This is a genomic window from Labilibaculum manganireducens (assembly GCF_002843385.1).
Lineage (GTDB): Bacteria > Bacteroidota > Bacteroidia > Bacteroidales > Marinifilaceae > Labilibaculum > Labilibaculum manganireducens.
In genome coordinates, this window is sequence record NZ_MVDE01000005.1 from 54441 (window position 1) to 75650 (window position 21210).

14 protein-coding genes are annotated in these 21210 nt (G+C 36.8%); 1 reads left to right on the forward strand and 13 read right to left on the reverse strand.

Annotated features, from left to right (window positions below; translation table 11 throughout):
* Positions 1-16 precede the first annotated feature (16 nt).
* From BZG01_RS05065 to BZG01_RS05115, 10 genes are all read right to left on the reverse strand, one after another.
* The gene (locus tag BZG01_RS05065) at positions 17-595 is read right to left on the reverse strand and encodes a Maf-like protein (RefSeq protein ID WP_101308755.1); all 579 of its coding nucleotides are present in this window, start codon (positions 593-595) and stop codon (positions 17-19) included.
* Positions 596-772: 177 nt separating this feature from the next.
* Positions 773-1726, reverse strand: a complete 954-nt coding sequence (locus BZG01_RS05075; RefSeq protein WP_101308756.1) for a UbiA family prenyltransferase — start codon at positions 1724-1726, stop codon at positions 773-775.
* A 25-nt stretch (positions 1727-1751) separates the two neighbouring features.
* On the reverse strand, positions 1752-2279 hold the full coding sequence (locus tag BZG01_RS05080) for a KdsC family phosphatase (protein ID WP_101308757.1): 528 nt from the start codon (positions 2277-2279) through the stop codon (positions 1752-1754).
* 86 nt (positions 2280-2365) lie between these two features.
* A complete protein-coding gene (locus tag BZG01_RS05085) occupies positions 2366-3142 on the reverse strand; it encodes a Rossmann-like and DUF2520 domain-containing protein (protein WP_101308758.1) in 777 nt (258 codons plus the stop codon).
* A gap of 10 nt (positions 3143-3152) precedes the next feature.
* The gene (locus tag BZG01_RS05090; protein WP_101308759.1) at positions 3153-3653 is read right to left on the reverse strand and encodes a hypothetical protein; all 501 of its coding nucleotides are present in this window, start codon (positions 3651-3653) and stop codon (positions 3153-3155) included.
* Positions 3654-4068: 415 nt separating this feature from the next.
* Positions 4069-5292 carry an OprO/OprP family phosphate-selective porin gene (locus BZG01_RS05095; RefSeq protein WP_101308760.1) on the reverse strand — a complete coding sequence of 408 codons (1224 nt, stop codon included), beginning with the start codon at positions 5290-5292 and terminating at the stop codon, positions 4069-4071.
* A gap of 160 nt (positions 5293-5452) precedes the next feature.
* The gene (locus BZG01_RS05100; protein WP_101308761.1) at positions 5453-6487 is read right to left on the reverse strand and encodes an outer membrane beta-barrel protein; all 1035 of its coding nucleotides are present in this window, start codon (positions 6485-6487) and stop codon (positions 5453-5455) included.
* 258 nt (positions 6488-6745) lie between these two features.
* On the reverse strand, positions 6746-8461 hold the full coding sequence (locus BZG01_RS05105) for an acyl-CoA dehydrogenase family protein (RefSeq protein ID WP_101308762.1): 1716 nt from the start codon (positions 8459-8461) through the stop codon (positions 6746-6748).
* Between the two features lie 65 nt (positions 8462-8526).
* Positions 8527-9546, reverse strand: coding sequence for an electron transfer flavoprotein subunit alpha/FixB family protein (locus tag BZG01_RS05110; protein WP_101308763.1), 1020 nt, complete (start codon positions 9544-9546; stop codon positions 8527-8529).
* Positions 9547-9655: 109 nt separating this feature from the next.
* Positions 9656-10531 (reverse strand): electron transfer flavoprotein subunit beta/FixA family protein, encoded by an 876-nt coding sequence (locus BZG01_RS05115; RefSeq protein WP_101308764.1) that lies wholly within the window; start codon positions 10529-10531, stop codon positions 9656-9658.
* Between the two features lie 534 nt (positions 10532-11065).
* Between BZG01_RS05115 and BZG01_RS05120 the strand changes: the two genes are divergently transcribed.
* Complete coding sequence (locus BZG01_RS05120; protein WP_101308765.1) at positions 11066-12496, forward strand: carbon starvation CstA family protein; 1431 nt, start codon at positions 11066-11068, stop codon at positions 12494-12496.
* 85 nt (positions 12497-12581) lie between these two features.
* On the opposite strand, the gene BZG01_RS05125 is transcribed toward BZG01_RS05120, so the two are convergent.
* The 3 genes from BZG01_RS05125 to rpoB all read right to left on the reverse strand — a co-directional run bounded on the left by BZG01_RS05125 (position 12582) and on the right by rpoB (position 21195).
* On the reverse strand, positions 12582-12905 hold the full coding sequence (locus BZG01_RS05125) for a DUF3467 domain-containing protein (RefSeq protein ID WP_101308766.1): 324 nt from the start codon (positions 12903-12905) through the stop codon (positions 12582-12584).
* A 130-nt stretch (positions 12906-13035) separates the two neighbouring features.
* Positions 13036-17301, reverse strand: coding sequence for a DNA-directed RNA polymerase subunit beta' (gene rpoC, locus BZG01_RS05130; protein WP_101308767.1), 4266 nt, complete (start codon positions 17299-17301; stop codon positions 13036-13038).
* A gap of 81 nt (positions 17302-17382) precedes the next feature.
* On the reverse strand, positions 17383-21195 hold the full coding sequence (gene rpoB, locus BZG01_RS05135) for a DNA-directed RNA polymerase subunit beta (protein ID WP_101308768.1): 3813 nt from the start codon (positions 21193-21195) through the stop codon (positions 17383-17385).
* Positions 21196-21210 lie beyond the last annotated feature (15 nt).

The following is a 21210-nucleotide window of genomic DNA, read 5'->3' on the forward strand; positions in this document are numbered from 1 at the left end:
CGTGATAGTTGTGCTGTTAAAAAGTTGACAGTTCCTGATAAAGGCGTTGAACAGGCAAACCTACTACGTTAAAATAAGATCCTTCAATACCGTCAATCCCAATAAAACCAATCCATTCCTGAATTCCATATGCTCCCGCTTTATCGAAAGGTTTGTAATTATCTATGTAATAATCAATCTCTTCATCCGACAAGGCTTTAAAATGAACATTGGTAGTTGTAGAAAAACTTATTTTCTTGTCTTTACTCATCAGACAAACACCACTTATTACCTGATGCGATCTATCAGACAATGCATTAAGCATTTTAACAGCATCATCTCTGTCTTTTGGTTTTCCAAGAATCCAATCATCAACACAAACAATTGTGTCTGCAGTTATCACCAACTCATTGGAGATAAGATCCTGCGCGAATGCTTTTGCTTTTAATTCGGCCAGGTAAACCGGAATTTGATCTGGTAGTAATCCTTCAGGATAAATCTCCTCTACTTCTTTTGTTCTTATTTCAAAAATCAAACCCAATTCCTTCAGCATTTGATGTCTTCGAGGCGATTGAGAGGCTAATATTAATTGATAATCTTTGAGATTATTCAGCATGTGAAATAAATTATGAATTAAGAGTTATGAATTATAAGTTTATCATACCTCAACAATTATTCTTCTTACTTGTTATAATGATACTGCGAATTATCTTTAACAACACAACTGCATCAGTATGCATTGATTGAAATTCATTCTCCAGCGAAAGGATTTATCTTTGATACTATTATCAACTTATAATTTATGAACGATATAATTGACCACAAAGGCATATGAGATACCTGCTAGAATAGCAAATCGTATTAGAAAAATTCCAGTCTTAAATTTGTCTCCTTCCGAAAACCGATAAACCCGATAAGCCAATAAAAATAATGGCAAGACGATCAGAACACCAAAATACCAAGGTGTAATTTGATCCATTGGAGCATTTAAAAATTGATACCAAACGCCAAAAACAGATACGGATAAAAATAGTATGAGCAGTATAATAATAATTTTAGACCACTTCAAACCAACTACAACAGGCAGACTTTTGCGGTTAATTTCCCGGTCTCCTTTTATGGAAAGTAAATCTCTTATGAATTGTGCAATTAGAACACCTACAAAGGAGAAAAAAGAAAAGGCTCCTACCCAATACAACAGATAATTAAAATTGGTTTTTGAGGCAACTAACACTTCCGCATAAGTTTCCATAAGCGGAGGAATCTCGTAAATAACAACCAAAAAAGGAATAATGGCAACAATAAAAGCAATTAAAAAGCTACCCAATAAAAAGTAATATTTGTAAGATGTTGAATAAAACCAAAGCAAGCCTCCTCCCATAAAAAAGATGAACACAAATTGCCAGTGACCAATTTTATACGACACATAGCCCCCAAGTAAAACTGATATTGCAGCAATTATCTGTTGAAGAAACAGAGCCACTCTTCGCGTAACTTTTCTACCTACAATAACATCTTTCTTATTGATTCGATCTGCTTTCGTATCAAAATAATCATTAATAACGTAGCCTGCAGCAGCCATGCAAACAGTTGCAAAAACCAATATTGCAAAATCCAAATCGGCTAACTGAAGCTTAATTCTATTAATTCCCAAAATAGGTTGAATAATAAAATACCGCATCACATATTGGGTCAGTGCAATAATAATCAGATTGGGGAACCGGATCAATTTCAGATAACTGTTCATTGGGCTGTTTGGGTTAAGGTTGCTTTTATATACTTTGGATATTCGTATCGGTTTCGAGCCATTTACTATGTGCGCGTAATACTTGTTCAATTACATCACGAACACAACCGTAACCACCCTCTTTATCTGAAATATAATTGGAAACAGCCTTTATTTGCTCCACAGCATTGCACGGACAGGTCGGCACTCCGATTCTTTTCATCACCTCATAATCAGGTAAATCATCGCCCATATACATTATATGATCAGGATTCAAATCGTATTTCGCAATAAAATCTTCAAAATCTTTCATCTTATTTTTCGATCCCATATAAATATCTTCAACACCAAGACCTTTGTAACGTTTTTCGACAGCATCGGAAACACCACCGGTTATAATTGCAACCGGATAGCCTTTTTTTACTGCATACTGAATAGCATATCCATCTTTTGTGTTTGCTGTGCGCAACATTTCTCCCGATGAATCGATAACAATACACTCATTGGAAAGAACACCATCCACATCAAAAATGAATGCAGAAACTTTCATTAAATCTTCCTTAAAAAACGCCATTTTATTTAAAATTGAGAAACAAGATATGAGATGTGAGAAAAACATTCGATTCTACTTCCCATTTTCTTCTTCCAAATACAACAAATTTATTTCCCTTTGTGCATCTTGTAGATGCTTTCACTCACAAATCTATACAATTTTTGAAACACCGGAGAATCTTTTAGCGCCTTCTCGTGCGAATTCATTATCTCCTCATCGAAACGCACTGCGGGACCTGTTTGTGCAGATACAGGATCTAATTGCAAAGCCTTTTGAGCGGTCTCAAGAATTAAAGGTTTTAACAATTCATAATCAACATTTTTTTCGGCCAGTAACTTTTGTCCGATGCTATACATATGATTGGTGAAATTACAAGTAAAAACCGCCGCCAAATGAAGTTGTTTCCGCTGTTCCGAATTAATTAGATGAACACTTTTTGATATCTGTCCGGCAAGTTCAATTAAATCTGTCCGTAATTTAAAATTGTCTGACTCCAAACAAACAGGTATGTCTGAAAAATCGACCTTACGCTCCTTCGAGAAAGTTTGCAAAGGATAAAAAACCCCATAATTTTCTGCATAATTCTCAAAAATATCCGCAGGGATACTGCCGGCAGTATGAACAGAATTTCCGATTGGAACCGACCATTTATCCAGAATTTCCTGCAATGCCCTATCGCTTACAGCAAAAACATACAAGTCAGCATTCTTTTCTATTTTCCTTACTGATGTAGTGAACGGGCAGTCCAATTTCCCGGCCAACTCTTTCGCTGATTCAGCCGTTCTGCTGTAAACCTGCAAAATTTCAATTCCATGTTCATGAAGAGCAAGAGACAGCTGAGTAGCCAAATTTCCTGCACCAATCATTACTATTTTTTGAATCATTTTTCTGATTTTATATTATGCCCAATTCCTGTGGCGATGCAGCAATACGTTTCAAAGGTACTTTTCCTCTGTCAATCATACCAAACAACTTTTCACAACCTTTCACCAAATCCTCATACATATCTTCGGCAACCAAAACCAACCTGCCGTTCAATTGCTCCAGATGTTCGGCTCCTTCGGGCTGATTTTTACGGGAACAAAGCAGTAACGATTTGCTTGGAACAAAAGAGTGTGTTAACTGATTGCGCAGCTTATCGTAGAGCCAGTGATCATTATTCACAGCACGGTAATTGTTCCCCATTAATATATTCAAAGATTTTGAAAAACGCTTGGAGGATTGAGCTTTGGCCTTTAAAGGCTTATCATCCAGAAAACATCCCAATGCCTCTATTGCCTGCCCCATCATAATAAATGAGAAGAAATAGAATCCTTCTTTTTGCAAACGACCAATTTCATCAATAAAAATCTTGCGGATAAATAACTTTTCTTCCTCAGCTTTTTCTTTGTCCATATGGCAAAGATATATAGATAATATGAAACGTCCATGACAAGGATATTTTGACATACAAAGAGAGATTATTCCAACATGGTAAGTTCTCCCGAAACAAATTCGGGACAGGCTATATAATACCAAATTAACATCAAAACATGCCTTATAAAATGTTTCTTTTCAGCTATATTTTCGTTAAAAAAGATGCATCGTAACATACCTATGCTTTACTTTTTTGCCTCGATACAGCTAAAAATTAATTCATTTTAATTAAAGTCTGTTTTGAAATTAAATTGGTATGACAACTAGAAAGCAAATAAAAAGCAAATAAAAAACATATAAAATCTTACTAAGCTTTAACCGGATGAAGAAACAAAAAAACCTGATTGTAAATCAGGCTTATACTTTTGTTCTTAAGAATTCGAAATAATTTTGTTTAAAATGAAAACTGCAGGCGAGTTTGAATCATATTAAAATTCTCTTCTCCATTCAATGCATTTTCATCTAAATCAACATTCGTAAAATTCAATTTCATCAACACATTGTGATTTACATACCAAGTACACCCCAAAGAAATATCCTTTTGGTTTCCACCTCTTATAAAAGCATGTTCGTCATTTAAATCAGTCTCATTTACTCTAGCCAGTAATTCCAATGATCCGGGTTCAGGCTTAGCCAAACGGGCAGATTTCATATTGTACTTATAATTACCACCTTTAAGTAAAAAACCGAATTGCATATACCAACCTTTGGCTTTGTAATCTTTATCAGATGAATAATCCTTTTTTACATTCACCTTGGAATTAATTAATTCGGACTGAAATGCAACAGGACCCGAAGCGGCAATCATTTCGATTCCAAATTTGAATTGAGATTCAGCATTATCCACTGTAACATCAATGAACCGACGGCCTTCAATGTGTGTTGCAGCTCTTGAACGATACCTTACTGACCTTGTTGTCTCGGTAGATGAATATCCATACCCACTGTTCGTTTCAGCAGTAACAGGATTTACAGATCTATACGTTCCAGACAAACCAAAATGCATTATATTTTCTTTATGAAAGGGAGAAACAACTAATCTTGACGTGATGCCAAAATCTTCATCTTGATTGCTTACAGTATTATTTACATCACTGCCAAACAATCCAAGAGCCCAATAATAATTTTTGCCCCATCTGTCGTAGGAAACTCCTAAATTTCGCCCCGGCCTGAATGCTTCAACAGTACTTGAAAAATTCATAAACTTAATTGTTTTGGAACTCTCTGTTTGTTCGATTCCAAATGGTTCCAAAAAATGTCCTGCTCTAAAAAAACTATTCTTGTTGACATTGTATTGCAGAAATACATCCTTAAGAGAAGCATTGCCTCCATCGAAACCAATGTTTATTTTTGCATCCCAGTTTTTCCAAACTGTAGCTTTAAAAAGCAAACGAGCATCCCGAATTTCACTTCCGCTTCCCAAATCTGTTTTATCATCAAAATAAGCTGCAGCATCCATAAATATACGACCTCCTATTCCAAATTTAAACTGTCCGTCATCAGTGGCCATTTGTATGGATCCTTTTTCGACTCTTAACTTTAAATCATTAACATCCTGCGAAAATAAACGCCCTGAAACAAGCAGCAGGCAAAAAATTAATAAATAGTGTTTTTTCATTTTGGGTATTGGTAAAGATTAGTACAGTGTTTTTTCAGAATGTAAATTTAACAAATAGATTTATTAGACTAATAATAAATAATACCTGATGAGTTTAAATCAAAAACAAAAAAGACCACCCAAAGGCAGTCTTTCAATATCATAACATCAATCTCTTCTCTTAGAATTTGAACTCCAGATTTACGTATACCATTGAGTTGTCTTCCGAAGCAGAATCCTTTTTCATAAATCCCTGATAGTTTAGAGCCATTTTAACACCTTTTACCGGTGCATACTGAACACCTGTTGTTATTGCGTTACCATTATTAGAAAGATTCCATTTTTCAGTTTCTCCCTCCAAAGTATTAGAAGTTAGGTAATCATACCTTCCAAACACTTCCCATTTCTTATCAAAAGTATAGGTTGAATAAAACGACAAGCCTTCTAAATTATGATTATCTGAAACCTTTGAATACTTAGTTCCATTGGTCAACAAGTTATATTCTGCAGCTAATCTAAATTTATCTGAAAATTTATATCCAATAAATGTTGCTAAAGCCGAAGCAGTAACATCTTTTTCTGTTCCTCCGGCAACTGTTGTTTTGGCTGAATTTACATCACCATATACTTTTGCAATCAAACCCTTATTTTGATAAATCAGACTTGCTCCCACTCTTTGTTTTCCATCATCGTCCTGCACTTTCTTATAGCCTTCACCATTAATAACAAATGCATTTGCAGAAAAAGAATCACTTAATTTAAAATTTGCTTTAATCCCCAGGTCAGCGCTCGATCCAAAACCATATTCATCGTTAAATGATTTCATGATGTAACGATATCCCCAAAAACTTTCCTGATCTGAAAACTGAACGGTACCAATCATACCTAAAGAAACTTTTACTGCTGAAGAAGCTTTCCACTCCAATTGAGCTTTCTTAAGAAATACGGTATAATCACTACCGCCGTCATTTTTATCAACATCAAGTGTAATACTTGCCTTCAATTCTTTTGCAATATTGTAATCGTATCCAAAGTAAGCTCTTTTAATTTCGAAGCTGCTTTCTTTTTCTGTTCCTTTAGTCATATCGTAATGATAGTTAAAGAACACTTTACCATTCACTTCTCCTGATGGCGTAAACTCTGCCTTATCCTGTGCTGCAGCAGTAAATCCTAAGAATAATGCTATAGCACCAATTAATAATTTTTTCCTTTTCATTTGGTTTGTTTTAGTAGTATGTAATTTTTTTGCAATTAAGTCGACACATTTTCTTAATAACTGACGGCAAAACTAATTCCTTTCTTAGAAGTCGCACTCTTAAATGTTTTAAATAAACGTTAATTCGGCTTAACGAAAAATTAACACGGTTGAAACACCTTTGTACATACGGGTAATTCTTTTACTTCGCGTAGATAAACAAAAAAAAACGGAAGCTCCCACTTAAGGAACTTCCGTTATCTATAATTTGTTTAGGTTTTATTTTTTGAAAATACCTAAGTCTTTCAAATCTGAGTTTAAAATGTAATCAAGGTGACCAGCACAAACCGACTTACCCATTTTCACATAAACTTCACATGACTCATGGTATTTATCGTCACGGGTTGTATCCAATAAAGTAAGATATCCCATTATAATATAACCAGCCATTTCAACCAAACGACGAGCATGGAAATCCATAAAATCGTTATGATCTGCTGATGCATTAATCTCACTAACCTTGGCTGCTGCCTTTTCGTACTGCTCAGTCATTCCTTTAAGCATAGTTCTGATATACTCCAATTGTGGGTTTAAATCAGAAGCTTCGTAATCTTTGATCTGAGCCAGATACTGACCAGTTGTAACCCCTCGAACAGCTGCAACAACCTGTAACTGAGATGTTCCTTCATAAATATTCGTAATACGGGCATCACGCACCAAACGCTCAATCGGGTAATCTTTCATGTAACCCGAACCAGCATGAATCTGCAATGAATCGTAAGCAATTTGATTACAATACTCCGATGCAAATAATTTCAACATTGGAGTCAGTACATCAGCAATTTTTTGGTACTTCTTCATCTCATTTCTCTCATCCTTATCCAAAGAACGATCCTGGGAGATATGGTAGTAACACTTGTAAACATCAACCATACGACATGTTTCATACAACATGGAACGGGAAGCATTCAACTTCGCCTCCATATTGGTCAACATTTCGTAAACAGCTGGAAATTTAATAATTGCCTTACCAAACTGACGACGTTCCTTAGCATATGCCAAACCTTCACGATATGCAGCTTCTGCAATACCTACCGATTGAGCACCAACACCTAAACGCGCACCATTCATTAATGACATTACGTATTTGATCAATCCCATCTTGCGGTCTCCCACCAATTCGGCAGGAGCATGAGTAAATACCAACTCACAAGTAGGAGATCCGATAATACCCATTTTGTGCTCGATACGACGAACTTTAACAGCCATGTGCTTTTTGTCGTAAATAAACATAGACAAGCCACGACCATCATTGGTTCCCTCTTCAGAACGAGCCAAAACCAATGCAACCTCACCATCACCATTGGTAATGAATCGTTTCACACCATCTAAATACCACTGATCTTCTTTGGCATTATAAGTAGCTTTTAATTGAACAGCCTGCAAATCGGAACCTGCATCCGGCTCAGTTAAATCCATAGCTGCAGTTGCTCCTTTGGCAAAACGCGGCAAGTAATTCATTTTTTGCTCTTTTGAAGCAAATTCATGAATTGTTTCAGCACAATCCTGAAGACCCCAGATATTAGCAAAACCAGCATCTGCACGAGATACCAATTCCGCAGCCATTACGTAAGGTACCAACGGGAAATTCAACCCATCATACTCACGAGGCAAGCTCATTCCGATCAAACCAGCTTTTGTTAAAGCATCATGATTCTCTTGTGTTCCTCTTGCATAAATTACACGATCGTTTTCAACTCTTGGTCCTTCCTGATCAACACTTTCAGCATTTGGATCGATAATATCTCCACAAATCTCACCTACAATTTCCAGTGTTCGATCGTAAGAATCCATTGCATCCTCAAAATCAAGAGGAGCATAATCATATGTTTCTTTATCTTCGAAGTTGCGCTCTTTAAGGGCAACAATTTTTTTCATTAAAGGATGATCCAAGTGGAACTTCAAATCATCATTATCGTTATAGAAATTAGCCATTTCTTTGGATGTTTTTTGTTAAAAATTAAAGCGATTAGCGAACACCATTACCTTAAACAGGTTTCTTACTTAGTGTTTTCTTTGTACTGCTTAATCATTTTTGGAATCACATCAGCAATATCACCGGTAATAATATAGTCAGCAAAATTGTTTATTGGTGCATTCTTATCAGTATTAATTGCAATAACCATTGAGGATTCCTCCATACCTGCAGTATGCTGAATCTGCCCCGAAATACCGCAGGCAATATATAGTTTAGGACGAACAGTAACACCTGTTTGTCCAATTTGACGCTCATGAGATGCATAACCAGCATCAACAGCAGCACGGGAAGCACCAACTTCTGCACCAATAACATCAGCTAATTCATACAATTTATCGAAGTTATCTTTGGAACCTACACCGTAACCACCTGCGATAATAATACCTGCATTTTTGATGTTTACTTTTGAAGCCTCCATATGACGCTCAATAACTTTCACTATAAAATCTTCAGCATTTACATACTTCTCAACATCGAGCTGTTTCACTTTTCCTTTGTAAGCATCCGAAAGAATCTCTTTCTTCATTACTCCTTCACGAACAGTAGCCATCTGAGGACGACAGTCAGGATTGACAATTGTAGCTACAATATTTCCTCCAAAAGCAGGACGAATCTGATACAATAAATCCTTATATACTTTGTTGTTCTTCTTGTCTTCATGATCACCAATAATCAAACTGGTACAATCAGCAGTTAAACCTGAATGAAGAGCTGAAGATACACGAGGACCTAAATCACGGCCAATGCTGGTAGCACCCATCAAGGCAATCTGCGGTTTTTCTTCCCCGAATAATTTCACAATAATTGATGTGTGAGGCAATGTAGTGTAAGGATACAAACGCTTATCACTGGCAATCCAAACGGTATCCACACCATAAGGCATAATCTGCTTCTCAACACCTTTAAGATCGGCTCCAATTACGATAGCTTCCAACTCACATTTTAAATCGTCAGCTAGTTTTCGACCTTTGGTTAAAAGTTCAAGGCTTACATCAGCAACCTGTCCCTCTTCTATTTCACAATATACAAATACGTTGTTCACGGTTTCAAATTTTTAAATTCCACTTTTACAGAGAACAGTAATCAGTAAACAGTGTACAGTGTAAAAATAACTGACGACTGGAAACCAGTAACTGTAACCTTGTTAACTGCTATCCGATGGTATGGTTAGCGATTAATTCTTTCATTAATTCACCCATATCAGCATCAGTTGGCTCAAGAACTTTAGCCTCTTTAGCTTGAAAAACTACATTTTCAATAGCTTTTACCTTTGTAGGAGATCCAGTTAAACCAAGCTCTTCTGCTTTAGTTTCGATATCGTTTACACTCCATTCGCCAATATTCAAATAAGGACGGTTGTTGTGCAACAAGATGTAATCTTCATCAGCATTCTGCATTTCAGAAACAGCCCTGGCATGCTTGTATTTCATTACATATTTAGCATTGCGCGGGCGACACTCAGGAGCTGAAGCATTTACTGTTACCACCATAGGTAAAGTTCCCTCTACAGTCTCAACACCACGCTCTAAACGGCGTTTAATTACGATTTTCCCTTTTTCTGCTGATACCACTTCTTCAGCATATGTAATTTGAGGAAATCCCAGTTTCTCGGCTACCTGAGGACCTACCTGAGCGGTATCTCCATCGATTGCCTGACGACCTGCAATAATAATATCAATTTTACCCATTTTTTTTAGGGTACAAGAAAGAGCATAAGAAGTTGCCAATGTATCAGAACCAGCAAAAGCACGATCCGATAAAAGTATTCCATTATCAGCACCACGGTAAAGACCTTCACGAATAATCTCGGCTGCTCTGCCAGGTCCCATAGTTAAAAGTGTTATTTCTGTCCCAGGGTACTTATCTTTCAAACGCAACGCTTGCTCAAGTGCATTTAAATCTTCAGGATTGAAGATAGCTGGCAATACAGCTCTATTCACGGTTCCATCAGCTTTCATCGCATCCTTCCCAACATTTCTGGTATCGGGAACCTGCTTAGCAAGAACAACAATTTTTAATCCTTTCATTGTAATATCTATTTTAACATCTGTAACTAATTCAGATTTATACAAAACTTATTTTCAAACTACCTATGCGTAATTCTCCAAGCTAAATAAATCATCAAATCACTAATTAATATTTCCTTATTCAGGTTTGCTCCAAAATGATTGAATTTCTCAAAATCAGAGATTAGCAAATATAAAGATTAGAGTACTTAAAACAAATCTAGATTGCGAGTTACACAACAGGTGTTATTCGTCAAAAAAAAACAAATTTTAGAACCACTCATCACAATTACAATATCCTAATAATCAAATAATTGACAATGCCACAAAATTATTTTTCTTAGAAATAATTCGACATTTTTGCATATTTTCCCTGTAATGACTTTAAATTCCATTACCAACTTGAACCAAAACTCTTCGAATCTAAATTTCTTTTTGTCAATCTGCCATCCGGATATACGTGAAAAAAATTTACAACTTATGACTCTTTACTATCGATGAAATAGTATTTCAATTAAAATTTTAAATTTGTTTAAATAAATAAGATTAAAAAACATGATTACATTTTTAAGCGCAATCTTGGCATTAATACTTGGGTACATTTTCTATGGTAAATTTATCGAACAAGTTTTCGGTGCTGATGACACAATTAAAACTCCAGCTGTCAGACTGGAAGACGGTGTTGATTTTATCCCCATGCCAACCTGGAAAATGTTTACCATTCAATTTCTAAACATTGCAGGTTTGGGACCCATTTTTGGAGCTATTTTAGGAGCCATGTATGGACCCATTGCATATATTTGGATTGTTTTAGGATGTATATTTATGGGAGCCAGCCATGATTATTTTTCGGGTATGCTTTCCATTCGGAGCGAAGGAGCCAGCCTTCCTGAGATCGTTGGTAAATATTTAGGCTCCGGCATTCAGAATTTTATACGGATTTTCACAATCTTACTACTCTTATTTGTTGGTGTGGCTTTCGTAACCGGTCCTGCAGGATTACTCACTGATTTTACCGGAGGTGGTCTAAACTGGTGGCTTTATGGAATATTTGCATATTATCTTCTTGCTACTCTACTGCCAATTAATAAAATTATCGGTAAAATTTATCCTCTTTTTGGATTCGCATTGTTGCTGATGGCCGTAAGTATAGCCGGTATAATGATTTTCAAAAGTGCATCAGGAGCTTTAATATTGAATGAAATATCATTTGGAGAATTAAAAAATCTCCATGTAAATCCCACACAGAATATACTATATCCAATGATGTTTATCGTAATTTCCTGTGGTGCCATTTCAGGATTTCATTCCACCCAATCACCAATGATGGCCCGCTGTATGAAAAAGGAAAGTTTTGGGCGACCTGTATTTTATGGAGCGATGATTGCTGAGGGAATCGTTGCTATTATTTGGGCTACTGCCGCCATGAACTTCTTTGGTGATACCGGTGAATTAAATTCTACAATCTCTTCCGGTCACAATCCTGCCTGGATTGTTAATGAAATATGCAATACCTGGCTGGGAAAAACGGGAGCAATATTCGCAATTATTGGAGTAATTGCTTGCCCTATTACAACGGGTGACACAGCATTTCGAAGTGCCCGGCTTACAATAGCTGATATCTTTAACTACAATCAAAAATCGATAAAAAACAGATTGTTAGTATCGATACCTCTATTCACTCTTGGATTTATACTGTCTCAACTTGAGTTTTCTACCATTTGGAAATATCTGGGTTTATCCAACCAAATCCTTTCTATGGTTATGTTATGGACAGCCGCTATGTATTTGGCTAAGAATGGCAAAAATCATTTACTCCTTAGTATTCCAGCCTTTTTTATGACTGCAATATGCTTTACCTATTTATTAGTTGCACCAAACAAAAATGGCGGCCTTGCACTAGACTCACAATTAGGAATTCTGCTAGGGATACTCATTGCAAGTTCAATATTTATCTGGTTTCTTGTTCACAGCAATAAAAAATAAAACAACTAATGTTACTACAAGCCAAATCAAATGACAAAAACCGGAAAACAGCAGCTGTTTTCCGGTTCAAATTAATTTATCACTTCTAGGCCTCACCTGTAGGACCAAATCCCATAGGCATAACAGTACCTTGTGGTCCGTGGTTTTCTTCAATTTTTATCGCTCCATGAAGCGATTCAAACTTTCGAATATTATCTTGTAAAGCCAGCATCAGTCTCTTTGCATGTTCTGGTGTAAGTATAATTCGTGATTTAACATCAGCTTTTGGAATTCCCGGCATGATTCTCACAAAATCTACAACAAATTCTGAACTGGAATGAGTTATTACGGCAAGGTTTGAATAAGTTCCCTGAGCAACATCTTCCTTCAATTGAATATCTATTTGATTAGATTGTTTTTTATCGTTCATGATTGTTTTTTATAATTAAAAAATTTGTCTTCCTGCTAAATTATGAAAATATTCCCTATTCCGATTAAATAGATAAACAAAAAGGGTGTTTTCAAATTGAAAACACCCTTTATATAGCTTAGAATAACTCTTAATATTCTCTAGACTTAGAATCTAACAGTTTTTCGTATTCAGCTTTTGCGCCAACAACTATATCCCTGTACTCTCTTAAACCAGTACCTGCAGGAATAAGGTGACCACAAATTACGTTCTCTTTCAAACCTTCAAGATTATCAATTTTACCGCTGATTGCAGCTTCATTAAGAACTTTTGTTGTTTCCTGGAAAGAAGCAGCTGAAATAAAACTCTTAGTCTGAAGAGCCGCACGGGTAATACCTTGCAGAATCTGAGTAGAGGTTGCAGGAATTGCATCACGAGCATCAACAAGTTTCAGGTCTCTTCTTCTCAATACTGAGTTAACATCTCTCAGTTTTCTAGAAGTAACAATCATTCCTGGTTTCAATTCTTCAGAATCCCCTCCATCAACAACAACTTTCTTACCGAAAATTTCATCATTTTCTTCCATGATAGCCATTTTATCGATAATTTGCTTTTCAAGGAATCTTGTATCTCCCTGGTCATCGATAATTACCTTACGCATCATCTGACGAACGATAATTTCAAAGTGCTTGTCGTTAATCTTCACACCCTGCATACGGTATACATCCTGAACTTCATTCACGATATATTCCTGTACTTTGGTTGGTCCTTTAATCGCAAGAATATCAGCAGGAGTTGTTGCACCATCAGATAATGGAGTTCCAGCTCTTACATAATCGTTTTCCTGTACAAGAATTTGTCTTGAAAGTGGTACTAAATACTTTCTAACATCTTCTCCTTTGGTTGTAACGATAACTTCACGATTACCACGCTTAATTTTTCCGAAACTAATCTCTCCGTCAACCTCTGAAACTACAGCAGGATTAGAAGGATTACGTGCCTCGAATAACTCAGTCACCCTTGGAAGTCCACCGGTGATATCACCAGCTTTACCAACAGCTCTTGGAATTTTTACCAACGACTGACCTGCCAAAACCATTTCACCTTCAGCTACAGAAACGTGGGCACCTACTGGTAAATTGTACGATTTTAAAACATCCCCTTTGGAATTTAAAATCTTAACCCCGGCATTTTTCGTTTTATCTTTTGATTCTATTACTACTTTTTCAGCAAAACCTGTTGCCTCATCAGATTCCTGACTGAAAGTAATCCCTTCAATCAAATTATCAAATGAAACTTTTCCTGAAAACTCAGTAATGATCATTGCATTGTATGGATCCCACTCACAAAGAAGATCGTCTATCTTAACATCCTGACCATCTTTAATGTACAATTTAGATCCGTACGGTATTGTATGTGTTGTTAATGTAATATTGGTATTTCTATCAACAATACGTAATTCAGCCAAACGACCGATAACAACATCGTACTTTTTATTGTCTTCATTTTTGTACTCAACAGTACGTAACTCATCAAACACAGCGTAACCATTGTATTTAGATACAACAGAATTCTCTGCAGAAGTGTTACCTGCTGTACCCCCTACGTGGAAAGTACGAAGCGTAAGCTGTGTTCCCGGCTCTCCAATAGACTGAGCTGCAATAACACCAACAGCTTCTCCTTTTTGAACAGCTATACCAGTTGCCAGATTACGTCCATAACATTTTGCACATACTCCTCGTTTCGACTCACAAGTTAATACAGAACGTATTTCCACTTTTTCAATCGGAGAATTCTCAATTTGCTGGGCAATCTCTTCTGTTATTTCCTCACCTGCTTCTACAATCAATTGACCTGAAATAGGATGGAAAATATCATGTACAGTAGTTCTACCAAGCAATCTCTCAAACAATGAAGCTACAACCTCTTCCTGATTTTTAATTGCCGCAGTCGTAAGTCCACGTAAAGTACCACAATCCTGTTCGTTGATAATAACATCTTGTGCTACATCAACCAATCGACGGGTCAGGTATCCTGCATCAGCCGTCTTAAGAGCCGTATCCGCCAAACCTTTACGAGCACCGTGAGTTGAAATAAAGTACTCAAGAACTGACAAACCTTCCTTAAAGTTAGAAAGAATTGGATTTTCAATAATCTGACCTCCTGTAGCACCGGATTTTTGTGGCTTAGCCATCAATCCCCTCATACCACCAAGCTGACGAATCTGTTCTCTAGATCCACGAGCTCCTGAGTCAAGCATCATATAAACAGAGTTGAATCCCTGATTATCATCAGCCAACTGAGTCATCAAAGTTTGAGTAAGGTTCGCATTAACATGCGTCCAAATATCAATAATCTGATTGTAACGCTCATTATTCGTAATGAAACCCATGTTGTAGTTACTCAACACCTCTTCCACCTGAGCATAACCATCAGCTACTAAAGCCTCTTTTTCTTCAGGTACCGTAACATCAGAAAGGTTAAACGATAATCCACCTTCAAAAGCTTTAAGATATCCCAGATCTTTAATATCATCAAGGAAGTTGGCACACGCATGTACACCACATTTCTTGAAAATAAATCCAATAATATCTCTTAATGCTTTTTTAGTAATCAATTGATTAATAAAACCTGCTCCAAGAGGAGTTGCTTCATTCAAAATGATTCTACCGATGGTTGTTTCAACTATTGTATCAACTAATTCATCGTTCTCATTTAGATCTTTAACTTTTACTTTAATCTGACTGTGAAGATCAACTGCTTTTTCATTGTAAGCAATCATTGCTTCTTCTGCTGAGTAAAAGCTTAATCCTTCCCCTTTACCACCTTTTCGTGCCTTGGTAATGTAATACAATCCAAGTACCATATCCTGAGAAGGAACAGTTACCGGTGCACCATTAGCAGGGTTCAAAATATTGTGAGAACACAACATCAGCATTTGGGCTTCCAAAATAGCTTCATTACCTAAAGGCAAATGAACCGCCATCTGGTCACCATCAAAATCCGCATTAAAACCTGTACATGCTAAAGGATGCAAACGAATTGCTTTTCCTTCAATCAGCTTAGGTTGAAATGATTGAATACCTAAACGGTGAAGAGTAGGAGCACGGTTAAGAAGAACCGGATGTCCTTTTAGTACATTCTCCAGAATGTCCCAAACAACAGGATCTTTACGATCAACAATCTTCTTCGCCGATTTTACTGTTTTTACGATACCGCGTTCGATCAATTTTCGAATAACAAATGGCTTATAAAGCTCAGCCGCCATATCTTTAGGCAAACCACATTCGTGCATTTTCAAATCAGGTCCAACAACAATTACCGAACGTGCAGAGTAATCAACACGCTTTCCCAATAAGTTTTGACGGAAACGACCTTGCTTACCTTTCAATGAATCTGAAAGTGATTTAAGCGGACGGTTGTTTTCAGTCTTAACTGCATTTGATTTACGGGAATTATCAAATAATGAATCAACAGCTTCCTGAAGCATACGCTTCTCATTTCGAAGGATTACTTCGGGTGCTTTGATTTCAATAAGTCTTTTTAAACGATTGTTACGGATGATAACTCTTCTGTACAAATCATTCAAATCGGAAGTTGCAAAACGACCACCATCCAATGGAACCAAAGGACGCAATTCCGGTGGAATTACAGGAACAACTTTAACAATCATCCATTCAGGACGATTTACTCCTTGTGATTCGCGGAAAGACTCAGTAACCTGAAGTCTTTTTAAAGCTTCATTTTTACGTTGCTGAGAAGTTTCAGTATTTGCTTTATGACGCAAATCATAAGAAAGAGCGTCAAGATCCAAACGGGCTAAAAGGCTAAATAAAGCGTTAGCACCCATTTGCGCGATGAATTTATTTGGATCATCATCATCAAGATGCTGCTGATCTGCAGGTAATTCATCAATAATATCAAGATATTCCTCTTCTGTAAGGAAATCAAGGTATTTAATTCCGTCAGCCGCTTTAATTCCCGCATTAATTACTACGTATCTTTCGTAGTAAATAATAGAATCAAGCTTTTTAGTAGGTAAACCTAAAAGGTAACCTATTTTATTTGGCAACGACTTAAAATACCAAATGTGGGCAACAGGTACGACCAATTGAATGTGTCCCATTCGCTCACGTCTAACCTTTTTCTCGGTTACCTCAACACCACACCGGTCACAAACAATTCCTCTGTATCGGATTCGTTTGTATTTACCACAATGGCACTCATAATCTTTTACAGGACCGAAAATTCTTTCACAGAATAACCCGTCGCGTTCTGGCTTATAAGTACGATAGTTGATGGTTTCAGGCTTTAAAACTTCACCACTGGATCTTTCTAAGATCTCTTCCGGAGAAGCGAGACTGATAGAGATTTTTGTAAAACTACTCTTTACTTTGTTATCTCTTCTGAATGCCATATGTTGAAAATTAGGAAATTAACAATTTTGTTTCAAGCAAGGCGAATGCCGGGAAACCCAGCATTCGCTTTATAATAAGGCTTATACTAATTTAACGCTCAACCCTAAACCTCTTAGTTCATGTAATAATACATTAAGAGATTCCGGTATTCCAGGACTAGGCATTGGATCACCCTTAACAATAGCTTCGTAAGCTTTCGCTCTACCCACTACATCATCCGACTTAACGGTAAGGATTTCCTGTAAGATATGAGCCGCACCAAAGGCCTCCAGAGCCCAAACCTCCATCTCTCCAAAACGCTGACCCCCAAACTGTGCCTTACCTCCTAGAGGTTGCTGGGTAATCAATGAATAAGGTCCAATAGAACGTGCATGCATCTTATCATCAACCATGTGACCAAGTTTCAGCATGTAAATAATACCTACTGTTGCCGGCTGATCAAATCTAAGTCCGGTACCACCATCGTGTAAATAAGCTTTCCCAAAGGCTGGAACTCCAGCTCTGTCAGTATATTCAGTTATCTCATCAAGAGTTGCACCGTCAAAAATAGGAGTAGCAAATTTCAATCCCAGTTCTTTACCTGCCCAACCTAGTACAGTTTCAAATACCTGACCAAGATTCATACGAGATGGCACACCAAGAGGATTCAAACAAATATCCACCGTAGTTCCGTCTTCAAGGAAAGGCATATCTTCTTCACGTACTACACGTGACACAATACCTTTATTTCCATGTCGACCTGCCATTTTATCACCAATTTGGAGTTTACGCTTCTTAGCTACATAAACTTTAGCCATCTGAATAATACCAGCAGGCATTTCATCTCCAATAGTGACATTATATTTCTTACGCTTATTAGCACCCTGAAGTTCTTTGTACTTAATGATGTAATTGTGCAGTAATTTCTTAATTGTATCGTTCTTATCTTTATCGGTAGTCCACTTACTAGGATTAATTTCCAAATAGTTGATATCCATCAAAAGCTTCTGAGTAAACTTAACTCCCTTAGTAATTACATCAACATTTAAGTAATCCTTAACCCCTTGAGATGTTTTTCCATTTACCAGAACAAACAATTTATCTACCAACCGAATCTTTAACTCATGAATCTGATTAGCAAGTTCTTCATCCAATTTAGCAATTAACGGCTTATCGGATTGCTTGGATTTACGATCACGCATTGAACGGGAGAACAACTTCTTGTTGATAATTACACCTCGCAATGAAGGAGAAGCTTTCAAGGAAGCATCTTTTACATCACCAGCCTTATCACCAAAAATAGCACGAAGTAATTTTTCTTCCGGAGAAGGGTCAGACTCACCTTTTGGAGTAATCTTACCAATTAAGATATCTCCAGGCTCAACTGTAGCTCCAATACGAATCAATCCATTCTCATCAAGATTTCGTGTTGCTTCTTCACTAACATTAGGAATATCAGAGGTTAACTCTTCCATACCCCGTTTAGTATCACGAACTTCCAGTGTGTACTCATCAACGTGAACCGAAGTAAATACATCATCCTTAACAATTCGCTCCGAAATTACAATCGCATCCTCATAGTTGTAACCTTTCCAAGGCATAAATGCCACTTTAAGATTACGACCTAAAGCAAGTTCGCCTAATTGAGTCGCATATCCCTGAGTAAGAATCTGACCAGCAACAACTCGATCGCCCTTAGCCACAATCGGCTTAAGATCCATCGTTGTTCCCTGATTGGTTTTGCCATATTTTGGAAGTAAATAAGTTTTACTATTTCCTTCAAAGCTCACAAAAACCTCTTCCTCTGAACGTTCGTAATCAATTACAATTTTTGTTGCATCAACAAATTCAATTACTCCATCCCCTTCGGCACAAATCTGAGTTCTTGAATCTCTTACAAGATTCGCCTCTAAACCTGTTCCAACAATAGGTGATTCAGGATTAATAACCGGTACAGCCTGACGCATCATATTAGATCCCATCAAAGCACGGTTAGCATCATCATGCTCAAGGAATGGGATTAAAGAAGCTGCGATAGATGCAATTTGATTAGGAGCAACGTCCATCAAATTTAGCTTATGAACTTCCTCAAAAGGGAAATCACCATCCATACGAGATTTTGCTTTTGCATTAACAAAAGATCCATCATCATTTATAGGTGCATTTGCCTGAGCAATTATTAACCCTTCTTCTTCTTCCGCCGATAAATAATTTATTCCTTCAAGAGATAAATCAACCTTTCCATCTACAACCTTACGGTATGGAGTCTCAATAAATCCAAGATTATTAATCTTTGCGTAAACACACAAAGACGAAATCAGACCAATATTTGGTCCCTCAGGAGTTTCAATAGGACATAAACGTCCATAATGAGTATAGTGTACATCCCGAACCTCAAAACCTGCTCTTTCTCGGGAAAGACCACCTGGTCCAAGTGCTGACATTCTTCTTTTGTGTGTTATCTCAGCCAATGGATTCGTTTGATCCATGAATTGAGATAAAGCATTTGTTCCAAAAAAGGAATTAATTACAGAAGATAATGTTTTTGAATTAATCAAATCGATTGGAGTAAACACCTCATTGTCACGAACATTCATTCTTTCACGAATAGTACGGGCCATACGGGCTAAACCAACACCAAACTGCGTATGAAGTTGTTCTCCAACAGTACGAACGCGACGATTACTAAGGTGATCAATATCATCAACATCAGTACGCGCATTCAGCAATTTTATCAAATACTTGATAATTTCAATAATATCCTCCTTGGTTAATACCTTAGTATCATTAGCCGTATTTAGGCCTAATTTTTTATTGATACGGTATCTACCAACGTCACCTAAATCATAACGCTTGTCAGAGAAAAATAATTTATCGATTACGTCTCGGGCTGTAGCCTCATCTGGTGGCTCAGAATTCCTTAACTGACGATAAATGTGAAGAACTGCTTCTTTTTCAGAGTTACAAGGATCTTTCTGCAAAGTATTATAAATAATTGCGTAATCGGCAAGATTTTGCTCCTCTTTATGCAATAAAATAGTCTTTGCTCCTGACTCAAGAATTTCTTCTATATGTTCTGGTTCTAGTATGGTCTCACGATCTATAATTACCTCGTTACGTTCAATAGATACAACCTCTCCTGTATCTTCATCCACAAAGTCTTCAATCCACGACTTAAGAACACGGGCGGCAAGTTTACGACCTACAATTTTTTTGAGTCCGCTTTTAGAAACTTTAATTTCATCAGCCAGATCAAAAATTTCTAAAATTTCTTTATCACTTTCATAACCAATTGCACGTAACAATGTAGTTACAGGAAGTTTTTTCTTACGATCTATGTATGCAAACATGACATTATTAATGTCTGTCGCAAACTCAATCCAAGAACCTTTAAATGGAATAATTCTGGCAGAATATAACTTGGTTCCGTTAGCGTGTACACTTTGTCCAAAGAACACACCTGGTGAACGGTGAAGTTGAGAAACAACAACACGTTCTGCTCCGTTAACCACGAAAGTACCCTTTTCTGTCATATAAGGAACTGTTCCAAGATATACATCCTGAATCACAGTATCAAAATCCTCATGTTCTGGATCGGTACAGTAAAGTTTTAGCTTTGCTTTTAGTGGAACACTATAAGTTAAGCCTCTTTCGATACATTCTTCGATTGCGTAGCGGGGTGGATCAACAAAATAGTCGAGAAACTCCAATACGAAATTATTTCTAGTATCAGTAATTGGGAAATTCTCACTAAATACCTTAAATAATCCTTCGTTCTTTCTTTTCTCCGGGGTAGTTTCCAGCTGAAAAAAGTCTTGAAAAGATTTTAATTGAACCTCCAAAAAATCAGGATATGCAAGCTGATTTTTATTTGAAGTAAAACTAATTCTTTGACTAATTGTATTTGAAGACATTTACTTAAAATTAAT